The sequence below is a fragment of the Streptomyces sp. NPDC003035 genome, assembly GCF_042888285.1.
Lineage (GTDB): Bacteria > Actinomycetota > Actinomycetes > Streptomycetales > Streptomycetaceae > Streptomyces.
This window is the reverse complement of sequence record NZ_JBIAPJ010000001.1, coordinates 650,390-664,870: the sequence shown is the minus strand read 5'-3', so window position 1 is coordinate 664,870 and position 14,481 is coordinate 650,390. Positions and strand designations below refer to the sequence as shown.

Annotated in this window: 17 protein-coding genes; 5 read left to right on the top strand and 12 right to left on the bottom strand. The window is 74.2% G+C overall.

Annotated elements, in window-relative coordinates:
- Nucleotides 1–95: 95 nt before the first annotated feature.
- Nucleotides 96–983 carry a class I SAM-dependent methyltransferase gene (locus ACFYV5_RS02985; protein ID WP_389163589.1) on the bottom strand — a complete coding sequence of 296 codons (888 nt, stop codon included), beginning with the start codon at nucleotides 981–983 and terminating at the stop codon, nucleotides 96–98.
- Between the two features lie 70 nt (nucleotides 984–1,053).
- Nucleotides 1,054–1,986 (bottom strand): AraC family transcriptional regulator, encoded by a 933-nt coding sequence (locus tag ACFYV5_RS02980; RefSeq protein WP_389163586.1) that lies wholly within the window; start codon nucleotides 1,984–1,986, stop codon nucleotides 1,054–1,056.
- Between the two features lie 82 nt (nucleotides 1,987–2,068).
- On the opposite strand from ACFYV5_RS02980, the gene ACFYV5_RS02975 reads away from it, so the two are divergent.
- Complete coding sequence (locus tag ACFYV5_RS02975) at nucleotides 2,069–2,917, top strand: NmrA family NAD(P)-binding protein (RefSeq protein ID WP_389163583.1); 849 nt, start codon at nucleotides 2,069–2,071, stop codon at nucleotides 2,915–2,917.
- On the opposite strand, the gene ACFYV5_RS02970 is transcribed toward ACFYV5_RS02975, so the two are convergent.
- Nucleotides 2,883–3,815, bottom strand: coding sequence for a helix-turn-helix transcriptional regulator (locus ACFYV5_RS02970; protein WP_389163580.1), 933 nt, complete (start codon nucleotides 3,813–3,815; stop codon nucleotides 2,883–2,885). The two genes, ACFYV5_RS02975 and ACFYV5_RS02970, sit on opposite strands and share 35 nt — an antisense overlap.
- A 34-nt stretch (nucleotides 3,816–3,849) precedes the next feature.
- Here ACFYV5_RS02970 and ACFYV5_RS02965 point away from each other — a divergent pair, with 34 nt between their 5' ends.
- Complete coding sequence (locus tag ACFYV5_RS02965; protein ID WP_389163579.1) at nucleotides 3,850–4,242, top strand: hypothetical protein; 393 nt, start codon at nucleotides 3,850–3,852, stop codon at nucleotides 4,240–4,242.
- Here the strand turns inward: ACFYV5_RS02965 and ACFYV5_RS02960 are convergent.
- Together ACFYV5_RS02960 and ACFYV5_RS02955 are read right to left on the bottom strand one after the other, a co-directional pair.
- On the bottom strand, nucleotides 4,229–4,984 hold the full coding sequence (locus tag ACFYV5_RS02960; protein WP_389163576.1) for a class I SAM-dependent methyltransferase: 756 nt from the start codon (nucleotides 4,982–4,984) through the stop codon (nucleotides 4,229–4,231). The two genes, ACFYV5_RS02965 and ACFYV5_RS02960, sit on opposite strands and share 14 nt — an antisense overlap.
- A 38-nt stretch (nucleotides 4,985–5,022) precedes the next feature.
- Complete coding sequence (locus ACFYV5_RS02955) at nucleotides 5,023–5,328, bottom strand: 4a-hydroxytetrahydrobiopterin dehydratase (RefSeq protein WP_355116299.1); 306 nt, start codon at nucleotides 5,326–5,328, stop codon at nucleotides 5,023–5,025.
- Nucleotides 5,329–5,429: 101 nt separating this feature from the next.
- On the opposite strand from ACFYV5_RS02955, the gene ACFYV5_RS02950 reads away from it, so the two are divergent.
- Nucleotides 5,430–6,239 carry a helix-turn-helix domain-containing protein gene (locus ACFYV5_RS02950; protein WP_389163574.1) on the top strand — a complete coding sequence of 270 codons (810 nt, stop codon included), beginning with the start codon at nucleotides 5,430–5,432 and terminating at the stop codon, nucleotides 6,237–6,239.
- Here the strand turns inward: ACFYV5_RS02950 and ACFYV5_RS02945 are convergent.
- The 6 genes from ACFYV5_RS02945 to ACFYV5_RS02920 form a co-directional block, all read right to left on the bottom strand.
- Nucleotides 6,229–6,648: a hypothetical protein gene (locus ACFYV5_RS02945; protein ID WP_389163571.1), complete on the bottom strand. Its 420-nt coding sequence runs from the start codon at nucleotides 6,646–6,648 to the stop codon at nucleotides 6,229–6,231. The genes ACFYV5_RS02950 and ACFYV5_RS02945 overlap by 11 nt on opposite strands.
- 163 nt (nucleotides 6,649–6,811) lie before the next feature.
- Nucleotides 6,812–6,970, bottom strand: coding sequence for a hypothetical protein (locus ACFYV5_RS02940; protein ID WP_355116305.1), 159 nt, complete (start codon nucleotides 6,968–6,970; stop codon nucleotides 6,812–6,814).
- A gap of 51 nt (nucleotides 6,971–7,021) precedes the next feature.
- Nucleotides 7,022–7,444, bottom strand: coding sequence for a hypothetical protein (locus ACFYV5_RS02935; RefSeq protein WP_389163568.1), 423 nt, complete (start codon nucleotides 7,442–7,444; stop codon nucleotides 7,022–7,024).
- Between the two features lie 66 nt (nucleotides 7,445–7,510).
- Nucleotides 7,511–8,968, bottom strand: a complete 1,458-nt coding sequence (locus ACFYV5_RS02930; protein WP_389163566.1) for an amino acid permease — start codon at nucleotides 8,966–8,968, stop codon at nucleotides 7,511–7,513.
- A 65-nt stretch (nucleotides 8,969–9,033) separates the two neighbouring features.
- A complete protein-coding gene (locus tag ACFYV5_RS02925; protein WP_389163563.1) occupies nucleotides 9,034–11,208 on the bottom strand; it encodes a phage holin family protein in 2,175 nt (724 codons plus the stop codon).
- Nucleotides 11,209–11,301: 93 nt separating this feature from the next.
- Complete coding sequence (locus tag ACFYV5_RS02920; RefSeq protein WP_389163560.1) at nucleotides 11,302–11,715, bottom strand: hypothetical protein; 414 nt, start codon at nucleotides 11,713–11,715, stop codon at nucleotides 11,302–11,304.
- 183 nt (nucleotides 11,716–11,898) lie between these two features.
- Between ACFYV5_RS02920 and ACFYV5_RS02915 the strand changes: the two genes are divergently transcribed.
- Nucleotides 11,899–12,672 carry an MBL fold metallo-hydrolase gene (locus ACFYV5_RS02915; RefSeq protein WP_355116329.1) on the top strand — a complete coding sequence of 258 codons (774 nt, stop codon included), beginning with the start codon at nucleotides 11,899–11,901 and terminating at the stop codon, nucleotides 12,670–12,672.
- Complete coding sequence (locus ACFYV5_RS02910; RefSeq protein ID WP_389163558.1) at nucleotides 12,669–13,352, top strand: DedA family protein; 684 nt, start codon at nucleotides 12,669–12,671, stop codon at nucleotides 13,350–13,352. The genes ACFYV5_RS02915 and ACFYV5_RS02910 overlap by 4 nt, the downstream gene beginning before the upstream one ends.
- On the opposite strand, the gene ACFYV5_RS02905 is transcribed toward ACFYV5_RS02910, so the two are convergent.
- A complete protein-coding gene (locus ACFYV5_RS02905; protein WP_389163555.1) occupies nucleotides 13,332–14,384 on the bottom strand; it encodes an MBL fold metallo-hydrolase in 1,053 nt (350 codons plus the stop codon). The two genes, ACFYV5_RS02910 and ACFYV5_RS02905, sit on opposite strands and share 21 nt — an antisense overlap.
- Between the last annotated feature and the right edge of the window lie 97 nt (nucleotides 14,385–14,481).

Below are 14,481 nucleotides of genomic sequence, written 5' to 3'. Positions count from 1 at the left end.
GGGAGACAACGCGGTGGGGGCACCTCCCGTGCCCGAAGGGCTACGGGGGAGCGGTGCCAGGGCACGCGAGCCCGGCCTGATCGGCACGACACCCCCTAGCCCTTGCGCGCGGTGTGGACCGTGCGGGCGGTGAGGTGGAAGACGTCCGGGCGGTGGTGCAGGGAGTGGGGGTCGGCCGGGTCGAGGAGTCGGTCGAGGGTGGTGAGGTCCTCGGCGGTGAGCCGGTCTTCCATGACCTCGCGCTGGTGGGTGAAGTGGGCGACGACCTTCTCCCGGACGAGGGCGGGTGCGGGTGCGGGCACGTCGGTCAGGAAGGAGCGGGTGCCGCTGGGTGTCAGTCCGGCCGAGGCGAGCAGGGCGCGCCAGTCGTCGATCTCCTCCTCGGAGCCCGGCAGCCCCTCCCGCATCGCGCCGAACCACTCGGCGTTGACGGCGTCGATCCGGGCCTCCAGGCCGGGGCGGCCGATGCCGATGTTCCACGGCAGGTGGCGGGCGGGGAGTCCGCCTTCGACGAGGGCGACGAGTCCGCCGGACCGGAGCTTGGTGGCGAAGGTGGCGAGGGCGGCCCGCTGGTCGCCGAGGTGGTGCAGGGAGTTGCCGGCCCAGATCAGGTCCGCCTCTCCCAGGTCGTCGAAGCCCGCGGGGAGTTCGGCGTGCAGGGTGGAGACCCGGGCGCCCAGGCCGCGGGACTCCGCGCGGGCCCGGGCGCGCTCCAGGAGTTCCGGTGCGGCGTCGACGGCGACGACCTCGGCGGCCGGGAACGCGTCGGCGAGCAGGGCGGTCACCACGCCGGGGCCGCTGCCGATGTCGAGGACACGGCGGACGCCGGCGGCCGGGACGAGTTCACCGAGCCAGGCCGTCGCCCGGGCGTAGGCGGGTCCTTGGATCTCGGCCTCGCGCTCGAGGAAGAGGGCCATGTCGCCCCAGTTCAGGTCCTTGGTGTGGTGGTGGTCGTGCTGGTGCTGGTGCTGGTGTCGACTCATGCGACCAGGGTCCGACGGGCGGGCCGAAAGCGCCAGGATTCTTGCCGTTCCGGCAAGTCTGAGGGCGCGGTCAGGCCCGGGTGCGGTGCTCCTGCGGGCTGAGGCCCCGTACCCGCTTGAAGGAGGCGCTCAGGGCGAACGCGCTGCTGTAGCCCACCCGTCGGGCCACGGACTCGACGGTCGCGTCGGTCTCCCTCAGCAGATCGGCGGCGAGCGCGAGACGCCAGCCGGTGAGATACGCCATCGGAGGCTCGCCGACGAGTTCGGTGAACCGGCGCGCGAGTCCGGCCCGTGACGCGCCTGCCCCGGCCGCCAGCGAGGCGACGGTCCAGGGGTGGGCCGGGTCGTTCTGGAGAAGTCGCAGGGCCCTGCCCACGACGGGGTCCGCCATGGCGCGGTACCAGGCCGGGGCCTGTGCTCCCGGCCGGGAGAACCAGGCGCGGACGGCGGCGATCAGGAGCAGGTCGAGGAGCCGGTCGAGGACGACGCTCTGGCCGGGTTCGTCGCGGGAGATCTCCTCGTCGAGGAAGGGCATGAGGGGGCAGTTCCCCATCTCTGCCGGCAGATGCAGCAGGGGCGGCAACGCGTCGAGCAGACGCCGGCTGACCTCGCCGTCCATGGCGTAGGTGCCGACGAGCACGGTGGTGGAGCCGTCGACGGCGTTGCCCCAGGTCCGTACGCCGAGGTGCATGGACTCGGAGAGCGGCTCGCCGCTCAGAGTGGTGCAGACGCCACCGGGGCCGATCACCGCCCGGGGCGGAGCGTCGGGGCCTTCGGCGACGGTGTACGGCTCGGGGCCGCGGGCGACGGCGATGTCGCCGGGCCGCAGCGGCACGGGCTCGCCACGGCCGGGGACGATCCACGCCTCGCCCTCGGTGACGCACATCAGGCAGAGGGGCGCGCGGTCCTCGATCCGGACCGACCACGGCGGCTCCATGACCATCCGGAGCAGGAAGGCCCCTTTGGCCCGCGGTCCGTCGAGGAGTCCGGCGAGAGCGTCCATGGGCGCCAAGCGTAGACGGACGCGTATGCGAGTGAGTCTGTGGAGCATGGGAAGTGGGCCGGGGGCCCGCGAGTCTGAGGACATGACGACGAACACGACAGACACGGCGACGCACGCGGACACCACCACGCGGACGGTCCTGGTGACGAGCGCGACCGGCAAGACGGGCCGGCGGGTGGCGGATCTCCTCGCGGCCCGCGGCGCGACCGTACGGGCGGGATCGCGCTCCGGCACGACCCGCTTCGACTGGGAGGACGTGCGGACCTGGGCGCCCGCGCTGCGGGGCGCGGACACCGCGTACGTGAACTACTACCCGGACCTCGCCGCTCCCGGGGCGGTGGAGGCGATGCGGACCTTCGGCGAACTCGCCGTGGCCCAGGGCGTGCGCCGGGTGACGCTGCTGTCCGGCCGCGGCGAGCCGGAGGCGGTCCGGGCCGAGGAGGCGCTGCGCGCCTCGGGCGCCGAACTGACGGTCGTACGGGCCGCGTTCTTCGCGCAGAACTTCAGCGAGGGCGCGATGGCGGAGGGTGTCGCGGCGGGCACGATCGCGTTCCCGGCGGGTGACACGGCCGAGCCGTTCCTCCATGCCGACGACCTGGCGGAGGTGATCGTCGAGACCCTGACGCGGGACGGCCACGCGGGTCTGGTCCACGAGCTGACCGGTCCGCGGCTGCTGACCTTCGGGGAGGTGGCGGCGGAGGTCACCCGCGCGTCCGGCCGCGAGGTCGCGTACGTACCGATGACCGAGGACGAATACGCCTCGCTGCTCCAGCGGTTCGGGCTCCCCGCGCCGGACGCGCAGTGGCTGTCGGCGCTCTTCTCGATGCTGCTCGACGGCCACAACGCCTCGGTGACGGACGGGGTGAAGCGGGTCCTGGGCCGCGAGCCGCGCGACTTCACGGCCTTCGCTGCGGAGGCGTGGAGGCCCTAGCCCGCACATACCGGGCCGCGAGGGCGGTGATCGTGGCGGTGATGCGGTCGCGGAGTTCGGCGGGTTCCAGGACCTCCGCGTCCGCGCCCAGGGCGAGGAAGGTGTCGTGGGCGTGGGCGACGGACTCGATGGGGAGGGTGGCGCGGATCCAGCCGTCCGGCTCGGGGACGCCGGTGGCGGCGAGGGCCCGGGCACTCTCGCCCGTGAGGCGCTTGGCTCCGTCCGGGGAGAGTCGGACGAGCGCGTCGCCGCCGTGCAGCCTGGCCCGGAAGGAGGTCTGGTGGTCGGTCCAGTAGGCCGTCAGGGAGAAGTCGTCCGGGATCTCGAACTCCTCGTCCGTGACGTCGAGTTCGAGGATCTGGTCGACCCGGTAGGTGCGCGGCCCGGGCCCGGCGACCAGGTACCAGCGGCCGGCCTTGAGGACCAGTCCGTACGGTGCGAGGCGCCGGTCGACGTCGGTCGGTTCCTTCCAGCGGCGGTAGCGGACGGCGAGGACCCGGCCGGCCCGTACGGCCTCGGCGACGGCGGGCAGGAAGGGCGCGTCGGCGTCCTCCGCGTACCACCCGGGCGCGTCGATGTGGAACCGGGCACGCAGCCGGTCGACATGGTCGCGCAGCGGCGCGGGGAGGGCGGCGCGCAGCTTGAGCTGCGCGTCGGCGAAGTGCGCGCCGAGCCCGAGTTCGGCCGCGGCCCCGGGGACGCCGGCGAGGAACAGCGCCTCGGCCTCCCCGGTGAACAGGCCGGTGAGCCAGGAGCGGTGGCCGGCGAGCAGTTGGTAGCCCCCGGCGTGGCCCGCGTCGCCGTAGAGCGGCACACCGGCCGCGTGCAGGGCCTCGACATCGCGGTACACCGTCCGTACGGACACCTCCAGCTGCTGGGCGAGCTGGGCGGCGGTCATCCGGCCCCTGGTCTGGAGCAGCAGGAGGAGGGAGATGAGACGGCTGGGGGGCAGCGGCTGGGAGGAGTTCGACGGGCACACCACGGGCCCGCTCCACTGGGGCGGCCGGGCGCATGTCGACGAGATCGTGTTCCCGTCGAAGGGTTTCAGCGGGCTGACGCTGCGGCTGTACGAGCCGGAGACCGGCGAGTGGACCCTGAACTGGTCCGACAGCCGTACGGGCCGCCTCGATCCGCCGGTCAGGGGGCGGTGGGCCGAGGACGGCACGGGAGAGTTCCACGGCGAGGACATCTACGCGGGGAAGGACGTGCGGGTGCGCTTCCGCTGGTCGGGGATCACGGCCCGTACCGCGCGCTGGGAGCAGGCGTTCGCGCCCGACGGCGGGGAGTGGGTGACGAACTGGGTGATGGACTTCAGCCGCGCCTGACGGGGCGCCGGTAGGACACCAGCCGGTACTCGGGGTCGTCGCGGGGGCGGTCCTGGTCCGGCAGGGCGGCGAGCTCGGCGGCGAGCGTCGCGGTCGTCTCCGGGGAGCCCTCGAACCAGGAGACGAAATAGCCGCTGCGCAGTTTGTGGGCCGCGCCGCGCGGGGTGGCGCCCTGCCCGTGGCCGGTGAAGCAGGTGGCGCCGGCCGGTTCGAGGCCGCGGGCGGCGGCGTGGGCCGCGATGCGGTCGGCCCGGTCCGAGCTCTTCGCGTACGAGCGGTGGGGGGCGAGCACGGCGTCGACATCGCTGCCGACGTCGTGGGCGGCGTCCTTGTCGACCGTCGCGATCAGGACGCCGCCGGGCCGCAGCACGCGGGCCGCCTCGGCGACGATCGCTTCCGTGAAGGGGACCAGGTGCAGCAGCCAGACGGCGCTGACGGCGTCGACGGAGGCGTCCGGGAGGGGCAGGCGCCGGGCGTCGGCGAGGACGACGCCGCCCGGGACGCGCCGCGCCGCCGTGCGGGCCATGCCGGGCGCGGCATCGGCGCCGTACACGCGCAGGCCAGGGCGGGTGAGCCGCTCGGTGACCAGACCGGTGCCGCAGGCGAGGTCGAGAAGGGTGCGGGCGCCGGGCGGGACCAGGCGCAGGACGGCGTCCGCCGCCGCCCGCGCGCGTGGCACCCCGCCGCGCGTCTCGTCGTAGCGGTCCGCCTCGGCGTCGTAGTCCAGCACGGTCTCTCCCATGCCGGGCAGGGTAGTTCGCCGGTGTCGGCCCGCCGGTGTCAGCTCGCTCCGTGGCCGGGGGCGATGGTCTCGACCCGTGTGGCGAGTTCGAAGTCCTTCTCGGTGACCGCGTTTCCGGCGGAGTGGGTGCTCACGGACACCGCGACGGTGTTGTACCCGAGCGTCAGATCCGAGTGGTGGTCGAGTTCCTGCTGGATCCGCGCCACGTGGACGACCATCGCGGTGGCCGCGAAGTGGTCGCCGAGACGGTAGGTGCGGGTGATCCTGTCGTCGTCGAGGGTCCAGCCGGGGAGCTCTCGCAGGCGGTCCTCGATCTCCTTCTGCGACAGCGGCTCTGTGGGCATGTCCGTACTCCCTCCGGTCGGGGTTGCTGACGGTGACGATACGGTCCCGGGGACTCGATACCCGGGCCGACACCGGGGATACCGTCGGATACCGTCTGGCCATGACAACAGTCGCGATCGACACGGGAGTAGGGCCGTTGCTGCGGGGCTGGCGCGAGCGGCGGCGGCTGAGCCAGTTGGAGCTGGCGCTGCGGGCCGATTCGTCGGCACGGCACATCTCCTTCATCGAGACGGGCCGGTCCCGGCCGAGCGAGCAGATGATCCTGCGCCTGGCCGAGCACCTGGAGGTGCCGGTACGGGAGCGCAACGCGCTGCTGCTGGCGGGCGGGTACGCGCCGAAGTACGCGGAGTCGACGCTCGACGACCCGCAGCTGGAGACGCTGAGGGAGGGCATCGAGCAGCTGCTGCGGGGGTACGAGCCGTACCCGGCGCTCGTCGTGGACGGTTCGTACACGGTGGTGGCGGCGAACCAGGGCATCGGCATGCTCCTCACCGGACTGCCGGAGCACCTGCTGACACCGCCGCTGAACGCGATGCGGATCACGCTGCACCCGGAGGGCCTCGCGTCGCGGATCCGGAATCTGCGGGAGTGGCGGGGGCACCTGCTCGCGCAGATGGAGCGGCAGATCGGCCTGGTCCGCTCGGAGGCGCTGCGCGAGCTGTACGAGGAGGTGGCGGCGTATCCGCTGCCGGAGGGGGCGGGGGATCCGGACGACCGGGAGGATCCGCAGCCGTATCCGTACTTCGCGCTGCCGATGCGGATCGAGCACGAGGGACAGGTGCTGTCGTTCGTGTCGTCCATCTCGACGTTCAACACGCCCATGGACGTGACGGTCGCCGAGCTGGCCATCGAGACGTTCCTCCCGGCCGACCCGGCGACGGTCGCGTATCTGCAGTCCCTCAGGGGGTAGCGGCCGCCCGCAGCGCCGACCACTGGAGCCCGGCGAACCCGGCGACGGTGGCGGCCTGCATGGGGGTCCACACCAGGCCGGCGGTGGTGGGCTCCAGCCAGGCGACGAGGGCGACGATGCTCAGGACGGCCCAGAGGATGTTGGCGTCGACGACGAGCTTGACGCCGAGGACGGCGGGCTGCGGCCGGCTCGCGAGCCAGGCGACGCCCGCCGCGAACAGGGTGAGGAAGACGCCGAGTTCGAGCAGCAGGCCGGAGTCGACCCCGAGCAGTTCGCCGAGCGGCCCGGAGGCGGCGAGGTAGGCGAGCCCGTTGGCGCCGGTGACGACGGCGTCGAGGGCGAGGAACCGGCGCACCATGGACTGCGGCTGGGTGGTGCGGGAGAGACCGGCGAGCAGGGCCTGGGACATGACGGATCACCCTTCGTGGGGACGTATCTGCAGGTGGTGGGGCGGAACTCGGCCGGAGTACGCCGGCCGAGTTCCGGTGGACACCACGATGCCGCCGCGCTCGGCGCGGGTCGATGACGTCCGGGGTAATGCCCGGTCCCGGGCGAGCCTCTCCGGACACGACCTAGCGTGCGGGGCGGTCCTTCCGAGCGGCGGCGGGGGCGCGGGCGGGCTCGGGCTCGCGGGTCGGTGCGCGTTCCGGTTCGGTGGGCGCGCCGCGTTCGTTGCGGGCGGCCTCGGCGCGCAGCAGGGCGTGGAGGACGGCGAAGGGGTCGACGGGCATGACGGTGCTCCTTGGGGTGGGGGGTGAGGGGCTGCGAGGGGTACGGGCCTCTCAGCAGCGCATCACCACACACCGGCGGGCGCGGTCGCGCGGGAGCGGTACGGGAGCGGGTACGACGGCCGGCGGCTCGGGCGCGTCGGGCCCGGGCCCGCGCCGTCGCCCTCCGCCGCGCCGGGCGGCCTTCCGTCGCGCGCGGCCACGGGAGCCCGGGGCGGCCGCCTCGGACTCGGCCACGTCGTGCGTCTCCGCACCGGGCTCGGCCGCGCCGGACGCGGCGGGCCGCGCCTCCGTGCCTCCGGGACCGCTGCCCCCGCCGCAGGCCCCGAAGAGGGCGGCCGACACGAGCAGGACCGCGACAACCGCGCGCCCCAGGGCGGACACACGGTGCCAGGTCGAACGGTGCCCGGGCGCGTCGCGCGCCGCCCCGCCCGCCGGGGCGGCGGGTTCGGTGCGGGGCACGGAGGCGGGGCTCACGGAGATGCGTACTGCCCCGGAGCGGGCCCGGCGTGCCGGGCAGGGCGGGGAAACCGCCCGGGCGGCCTACGCCGACGCGCCCGAATTCACGCGCTCGGACGCGCCGTCGGTCCCGGCCGCCCGCGCGTGCGTCGGCACGGGCACAGCGACCGGCACCGGCACCGGGACCGCGGACTCCGTCTCCCGCCGTACCTTGCGGGCCGACATCCACGCGTACACGAGCACACCCGCGAAGAGGAACAGCACGCCCTGGTACACCGCCGCGTACCCGGAGCCCGCGACGAGCCACATGGAGAAGCCGAACGCGGCGGCGGCCAGGACCCCGTCGCGGATCAGACGGGCGCGGTCGACGCGCTCGGAGCGGCCGGAGAGCAGGAAGTAGATCTGGGCGGCGGTGGACAGCAGGTACGGGACGGTGGCGGTGAACGTGGTGACGAGGACGAGGATCTCGAAGACGCCCTCGGTGCCCACCGTGTAGTTGTAGACGGTCAGCAGCGAGGCCAGGACGACGGTCACGAGGACGCCGACGGTCGGGACGCCGCGCCGCTTGTGCGCGAAGACCTTCGGGAAGAGGCCGTCGCGCGCCGCCGCGTAGGGGGTCTGGGCGCTCAGCAGGGTCCAGCCGTTGAGCGCGCCGACCATGGAGACGAGGGCCATGCAGGCGATGGCGGTGCCGCCCCACGAGCCGCCGAACATGGCGTTCACGGCGTCCGAGAACGGCGCGGAGGACTCGACGAGCCGGTCATGGGCGACCGTGCCGAAGACGGCGAGCGTGCCGAGGAGGTAGATCGCGGCGGCGCCGAGGGTGCCGAGAACGGTGGCGCGGCCGACGTTGCGCCGCGGGTCGCGGACCTCGCCGGCGCTGACGGCGGCGGACTCGACGCCGAGGTAGCTGAAGAGCAGGATCGCGGCGGAGGCGGAGACGGCACCGAGCGCACCGCCGTCGCCGGCCTGGAACGGTCCGAGGTTGGCACTGTCGAAGAAGAACAGTCCGCCGACGGCGACCAGGAGCAGGGGGACGAACTTGAGGACGGTGGCGACGAGTTGCACGGCCCCGACGTACCGGGTTCCGGCGAGGTTGGCGAGCGCCGGCAGCCACTGGAGCGTGAGCGCCGCGGCGATGGTGGCGGCCTTCGACTCGTGGACGGGGATCAGCACGTCGAGGTAGCCGACGGCGGCCACGGCGAGGGCGGCGTTGGAGACCCAGGCGGTGATCCAGTACGACCAGGCCGCGAGGAATCCGGCGAAGTCCCCGAAGGCCGCGCGGGCGTAGACGTACGGGCCGCCGGTCCGCGGGTGGCGGTGGGCGAGCCGGCCGAAGACGAGGGCGAGGGCGATCGCGCCGAGGGTGAGGACGCCGAAGGCGACCAGGCTGATCGTGCCGAAGGGGGCGACGGAGGCGGGCAGCAGGAAGATCCCGCCGCCGATGATGTTGCCCATGACCAGGGCTGTCGCGATCGGCAGTCCGAACCGCCGGGTGTGCCGGTTCTCTTCCGCGGACTGTTCGGATATGGCCGTGCTCATGGGGGTGGTGCGCCTCTCGTCGTGCAAACCCGACCATGGTCCGGCAGGCGAGACGCCCCACCAAATCAGGCGTTTTTGTCCGGTACGACGGGGCCATCAACCGGAAGAAGTGCTTCCGAATCGCGCGTGGACGGGGAAATATCCAGCGGCACCTGCGGGCCGTGGCACTCCCACAGCCACCTGCGCAGCACGCGGTGCACCTGTTCGGCCCCGGCGAGATCGACCGGCGGCGCCGAGAAGTCCACGGGCCACAGCAGGAAGGGGCGCGTCTGCTCGCCGCCCAGTCCGCCGTGCGATCCGATCTGCTCCTCGAAGGCGTGGACGGTGCCGGTCGCCGGGTCGTACATCGAGTTGACCATGATGTCGGCGACGTGCGGGAAGCCGTCCGTGCGCCGTACGGCGTCCGCCGCGCCCCGCCCGAAGACCGCGAGCGGTCCGTCGGCCTCGTCGGCGAGCTCGGCGACCGGCACCTCCGCCCCGTCGCGCCCGAGCACGACCGAGCCGTGCTCGGCGCTCGCGACCAGCAGGAAGCCGATGCCGGGGTGATGGGCGAGGGTGCGCAGCAGGGCGGGATGACGGCGGTCGATCTCCTCCCGGGTCATCCGGTGCGGTACACCGGGAAAGGAGATCAGCCCCAGATTGCCGGAGGCGAGCACGACGGGTCCGGCCTTGTCGGGGCCCTCCGCCTCCCTGACCTCCTCCTCTCCCCCGTCCTCGTCCACCGGTCGGTGCAGCGCGCTGCGCAGCGCGTCGCGGGCGGCGTCCCTGGCCTCCGAGCCACCCCCGGACTCCGTCCGGGGGTGCCCCCAGGGGGTGCGCCGGACCCGGCGCGGTACGGGCAGCCCGCAGCCGACGCGTACGAGATCCCGCAGGGTGAGTCCGTACGCGCTCTCGAAGGTCTCGCCGGGGCTCTGGCCGTGGTCGGAGAGGAGCACGATCCGGTACGGGCGGGGCGCGTGCTCGACGACCTTGGCGATCAGCGCGAGCGAGCGGTCGAGCCGGGCGAGGACCCGGTCGGTGTCGTGGCCGTGCGGGCCGGAGTGGTGGGCCACCTCGTCGTAGGCGACGAGGTCGGCGTAGACGGCGGTCCGCCCGGCCAGGACGTCCCCGATCACCGCGGCGACCACGACGTCCCGTTCCACGACGGTCGCGAAGGCCCGGATGAAGGGGTAGGCGCCGCCGCGCGAGACCCTCGGGGTCTCCTCGCGCACGCGCGCCCGGAGCGACTGGGCCACCTCGCGCGCGACCTCGGCGACGAACGAGAGTGCTGTACGGACGGCGTTGGCCGGGTCGGAGAAGTACGCGAAGTACCCGGCGCGCGAGCGGTTGCGCCGGCCGCGGCGGGCGGCCATCGACAGGACGAGGGCGAGCTGGTCGGCGCCGCCGCTGAAGAGGTTGCCGCGGGAGGCGCCGTCGACGGTCAGCAGACCGCCGTCCCCGGTGCGTTCGATGGCGCGGCGCTGGAGTTCGACGGCGCTCGCGGGGCGGTTGGAGACCATCAGCCGGCCGGTGTCCTTCTCGTACCAGCGGAAGGCGGGGACGTCCTCGTTGGAGCCGTGCAGGATGCCGAGCTGGCTGGCGCCGGTCTGGCTGGACCAGTCGGTGCGCCAGGGGGTGAGCCGGTGGGTGGTGTCGAGCCATTCGGCCACGGTCGGCATCAGCCCGTCCGCGACGGCGTCGCGGAGCACCCGGTGACCGACGCCGTCGAGTTGCAGGAAGAGCGTGCCGGGAACGGGCTGGGCGCCGCCGGAGGGGGCCCGGGGGCGGGTGCGGTCGGCCAGCCGGTAGAGGCGGCGGCGGTAGGCGTCGTCGTCCCGTACGGCGAGGGCGGTGGAGGTGGCCGAGGCGACGGCCGACATCACGGCGGCGACCACGACCGCGGTCTCCGGGTCGGCCGCGCCGCGCCCGTCGGGGATGAGCCAGAGCGCGATCAGCAGCAGGGAGCCGTTGAGGAAGAACACCAACAGGCCGAGGACCAGGGCCGGTACGAGCAGCAGCGCGCGGACGACCACGGGCCACACCAGCGCGCCGAGCAGACCGAAGGCGCCGGCGCCCCAGGCGGCGGTGAGGGCGGTGCGGGTGATGCTGTCGCCGTCGGCGGACTGGAGTTGGAAGTCGGGCAGCAGTCCGGCCAGGGCGAGCATGGTCAGGGTCGACACGGCCCAGAGCACGACCACCCGTACCAGAGCGCTCCCCGCGGTCCGCCAGCGTCCGGCGGTACGCCATCGCCCGTCACCCACGCCCGGTTCACCTTTCGCCCGTTTCCTGGCACAAGCGTGGCACATCACCCACGTGGCGCGGGGCGGGGTGCGCGAGGGCGTTGTACGGGCGGTTCAGCAGCCGTCGTAGCCGGCGGTGGGCATGGAGAGGCGGCGGTGCACGTCCGCCTTGGCCGCGGCGTCGTAGGCGGGCTCGTCGAGGCCCGCGGTCTCCAGCCGTACGCCGCGCCGCTCGCACTCCGTGAAGAACGCGGGGACGTCGGTCAACGCGCGGGCGAGGACGCGCTCGTTGGGGGCGACGAAGAGGTCGACGTGCCCGGCCTCCACGTCCGCCCACAGCGCGGCGTGGTCGGGCCGGATCCCGTAGCAGAGCAGTTGCCTCGTCACGACGTAACCCTTGTCGAGGGCCCAGCGGGCGCACATCTCGTGCTGGCTGCGTGTGTCGACCAGGAAGGGGTCGCTGTCGAGTTCCTCGAGCGGGGTGAGGCTGGCGATCGCCGCCACCAGCCCCCCGGTAACACCGTGCATGGGCCGACCCTACTCCGAACCGGGGCGCTCACGGCGGGGAGGAGGAGCCGCGGGGTGTGGCAGTTCCGCCGGCCGTCCTGGGTGACGGCGAGCACGCCCCCGCAGCGGGGAGACCGCGCCGTCCGCCGCGGACATCTACCCTCGGTGTCAGTGCATCCGGCTCGGGCGAAGGGCGGCGTACCGGTGGAGGTCACCTGGTGGGGTCATGCCACCTGCACGATCGAGGACTCGGGGGTCCGCTTCCTCACCGATCCGCTCTTCGCGGGCCGGCTGGCGCACCTGCGGCGCCGGCGCGGCGCGCTGCCGCCGCCCGAGGCGGCGGTGGCCGAGGCGGTGCTCGTCTCCCATCTGCACGCCGACCATCTGCATGTGCCCTCGCTGGCCCGGCTGGCCCCCGGGACGCGGCTGATCGTGCCGCGCGGCGCGCCGCGCGCCGTCGCGGGGCTGCGGAGGCTCGGCGGCCGGGGGCTGCGGCTGACGGAGCTCGGTCCGGGCGACGCGGTGACGGTGGAGGGCGTGACGGTACGGGCCGTGCCGGCGCTGCACGACGGCCGGCGTCTTCCGGTGGGGCCGCACCGCTCCCCCGCGCTCGGGTACGTCGTCGAGGGCGAGGCGCGGACGTACTTCGCCGGCGACACCGGTCTCTTCGACGGAATGGCGGAGGCGGTCGGCCCGGTGGACGTGGCGCTGCTGCCGGTGGGCGGCTGGGGTCCGTATCTGGGGCACGGTCATCTGGACGCGGGGCGGGCGGCGCGGGCGCTCGCGGCGCTCTCCCCGGCGGCCGCGGTGCCTGTGCACTACGGCACGTACTGGCCGATCGGGATGGACGCGATCCGGCCGCACGAGTTCCACGCGCCGGGCGACGAGTTCGTCCGGCACGCGGCGCGGCTCGCGCCGAAGGTGGCGGTGCATCTGCTGGGCCACGGCGAGCGGGTGCGGCCGGAGGTCGCCCGGTGACGGGTGGCCTCCTGGCCGCCGCCGCCGTGGCCACGGCGGCGGCCGTACCGGATCTGCCACCGGAGTCGACACAGCAGGCGGTCGGCTATCCCTCGCTGTTTCTGCTGGTGGCGCTGGGCGCGCTGGTGCCGGTGGTGCCGACGGGGGCGATCGTCAGCTCGGCGGCCGTGGTCGCCTTCCACCAGACGTCTCCGTTCGCGCTGCTCTTCGTGTTCCTGGTGGCGGCGTTCGCCGCGCTCCTGGGCGATGTGGCGCTGTACTGGCTGGGGCAGCGCGGGGTCCGCTCCCGGAACGGCTCGCGCTGGCTGGAGGTGCTGCGCGGCCGGGCCGCGCCCGACCGGCTCGCGCAGGCGCGGACGAAGCTGGAGACCCACCAGGTGTCGGTGCTGGTCCTGTCGCGGCTGGTGCCGGCCGGCCGGATTCCGGTGATGCTGGCGTGTCTGCTGGCCCAGGTGCCGCTGCGCCGGTTCGTCCGCGGGGACCTGCCGGCCTGTCTGGCGTGGGCGGCGACGTACCAGCTGATCGGGATTCTGGGCGGCTCGCTGTTCCCCGAGCCGTGGCAGGGCGTGGTGGCGGCGGTGGTGCTGACGGTGCTGGTCAGCGGGGCTCCGGCGCTGTGGCGGCGGGTGCGCGGGCCGCGGCGGGGCGCGGCGGACAGGTCAGGGGGCGAGCACGCGTGAGGCGCCGACGGGGAGGTCCCACAGGTCTTCCCGGCGCAGCCCGGCGCGGGCCCAGGCGGCCCTGACCCGGGTGAGGGGTTCGAGGACCGGCTCGGAGGAGAGCACGAACGTCGCCCAGTGCATCGGGGCCATCCGCCGCGCCCCGAGGTCCTGGAAGGCGCGGACGGCCTCCTCCGGGTCGGTGTGGACGTCGCTCAGCCACCAGCGCGGGGCGTAGGCGCCGATCGGGAGGAGCGCGAGGTCGATTCCGGGGTGGCGGCGCCCGATCTCGGCGAACCAGTGGCCATATCCGGTGTCCCCGGCGAAGTACACCCGCCGGTCGAGGCGGTCGGTGAGCACCCAGCCGCCCCAGAGCGAGCGGCAGGTGTCGAGGAGGGTCCGCTTGGACCAGTGGTGGGCGGGAACGAACTCGAAGCGTACGCCGTCGAGTTCGGCCGCCTCCCACCAGTCGAGCTCGGTGACCCGGCGGAACCCGCGGCGGGTGAACCAGCGGCCGAGACCGGCGGGGACGAAGACCGGCGTGGCCCGGGGCAGCCTCTTGAGGGTGGGGGCGTCGAGGTGGTCGAAGTGGTTGTGGCTGATGACGACCGCGTCCACCGGCGGAAGGTCCTCCCAGCGCACCCCGACCGGGGTGATCCTGGCCGGGGTGCCCAGGATCCGGCGGGACCAGACGGGGTCGGTGAGGACGGTCAGGCCGCCGGTGCGCAGGATCCAGCTGGCATGGCCGGCCCAGGTGACGGCGAGCGTGTCGGGACCGGCGGCGGGCAGCGGGCCGGGCGCGTACGGCAGCAGGGGGATGTCGCGCAGGCCCTCGGGGCCGGGGCGCACGGCGCCCTCACGGGCGAGCCGGGTCATGGCGCGGACGCCGGGGAGCGGCGCGGTGAGACGGTCGGCGAAGGAGCGCGGCCAGTCGTGCCGGATCCGGCCGACGGGCTGGAGGACGGGAACGGGGGCGGGGGCAGGAGCGGGGACGGTCCCGTCGTCGCGCGCGGTCTGCGGGGCCTGCGTCGGCCGTGCCGTCTGTTCCGTCATCTGCGGGCTCCGATCTGCGCAGTTCGTCGGGGAGTCGGGGAGTCGGGGACGTCTTCCAGGCGTCCGTACGGGCGTCCGGAGGGGCCGAAGGCCCCCG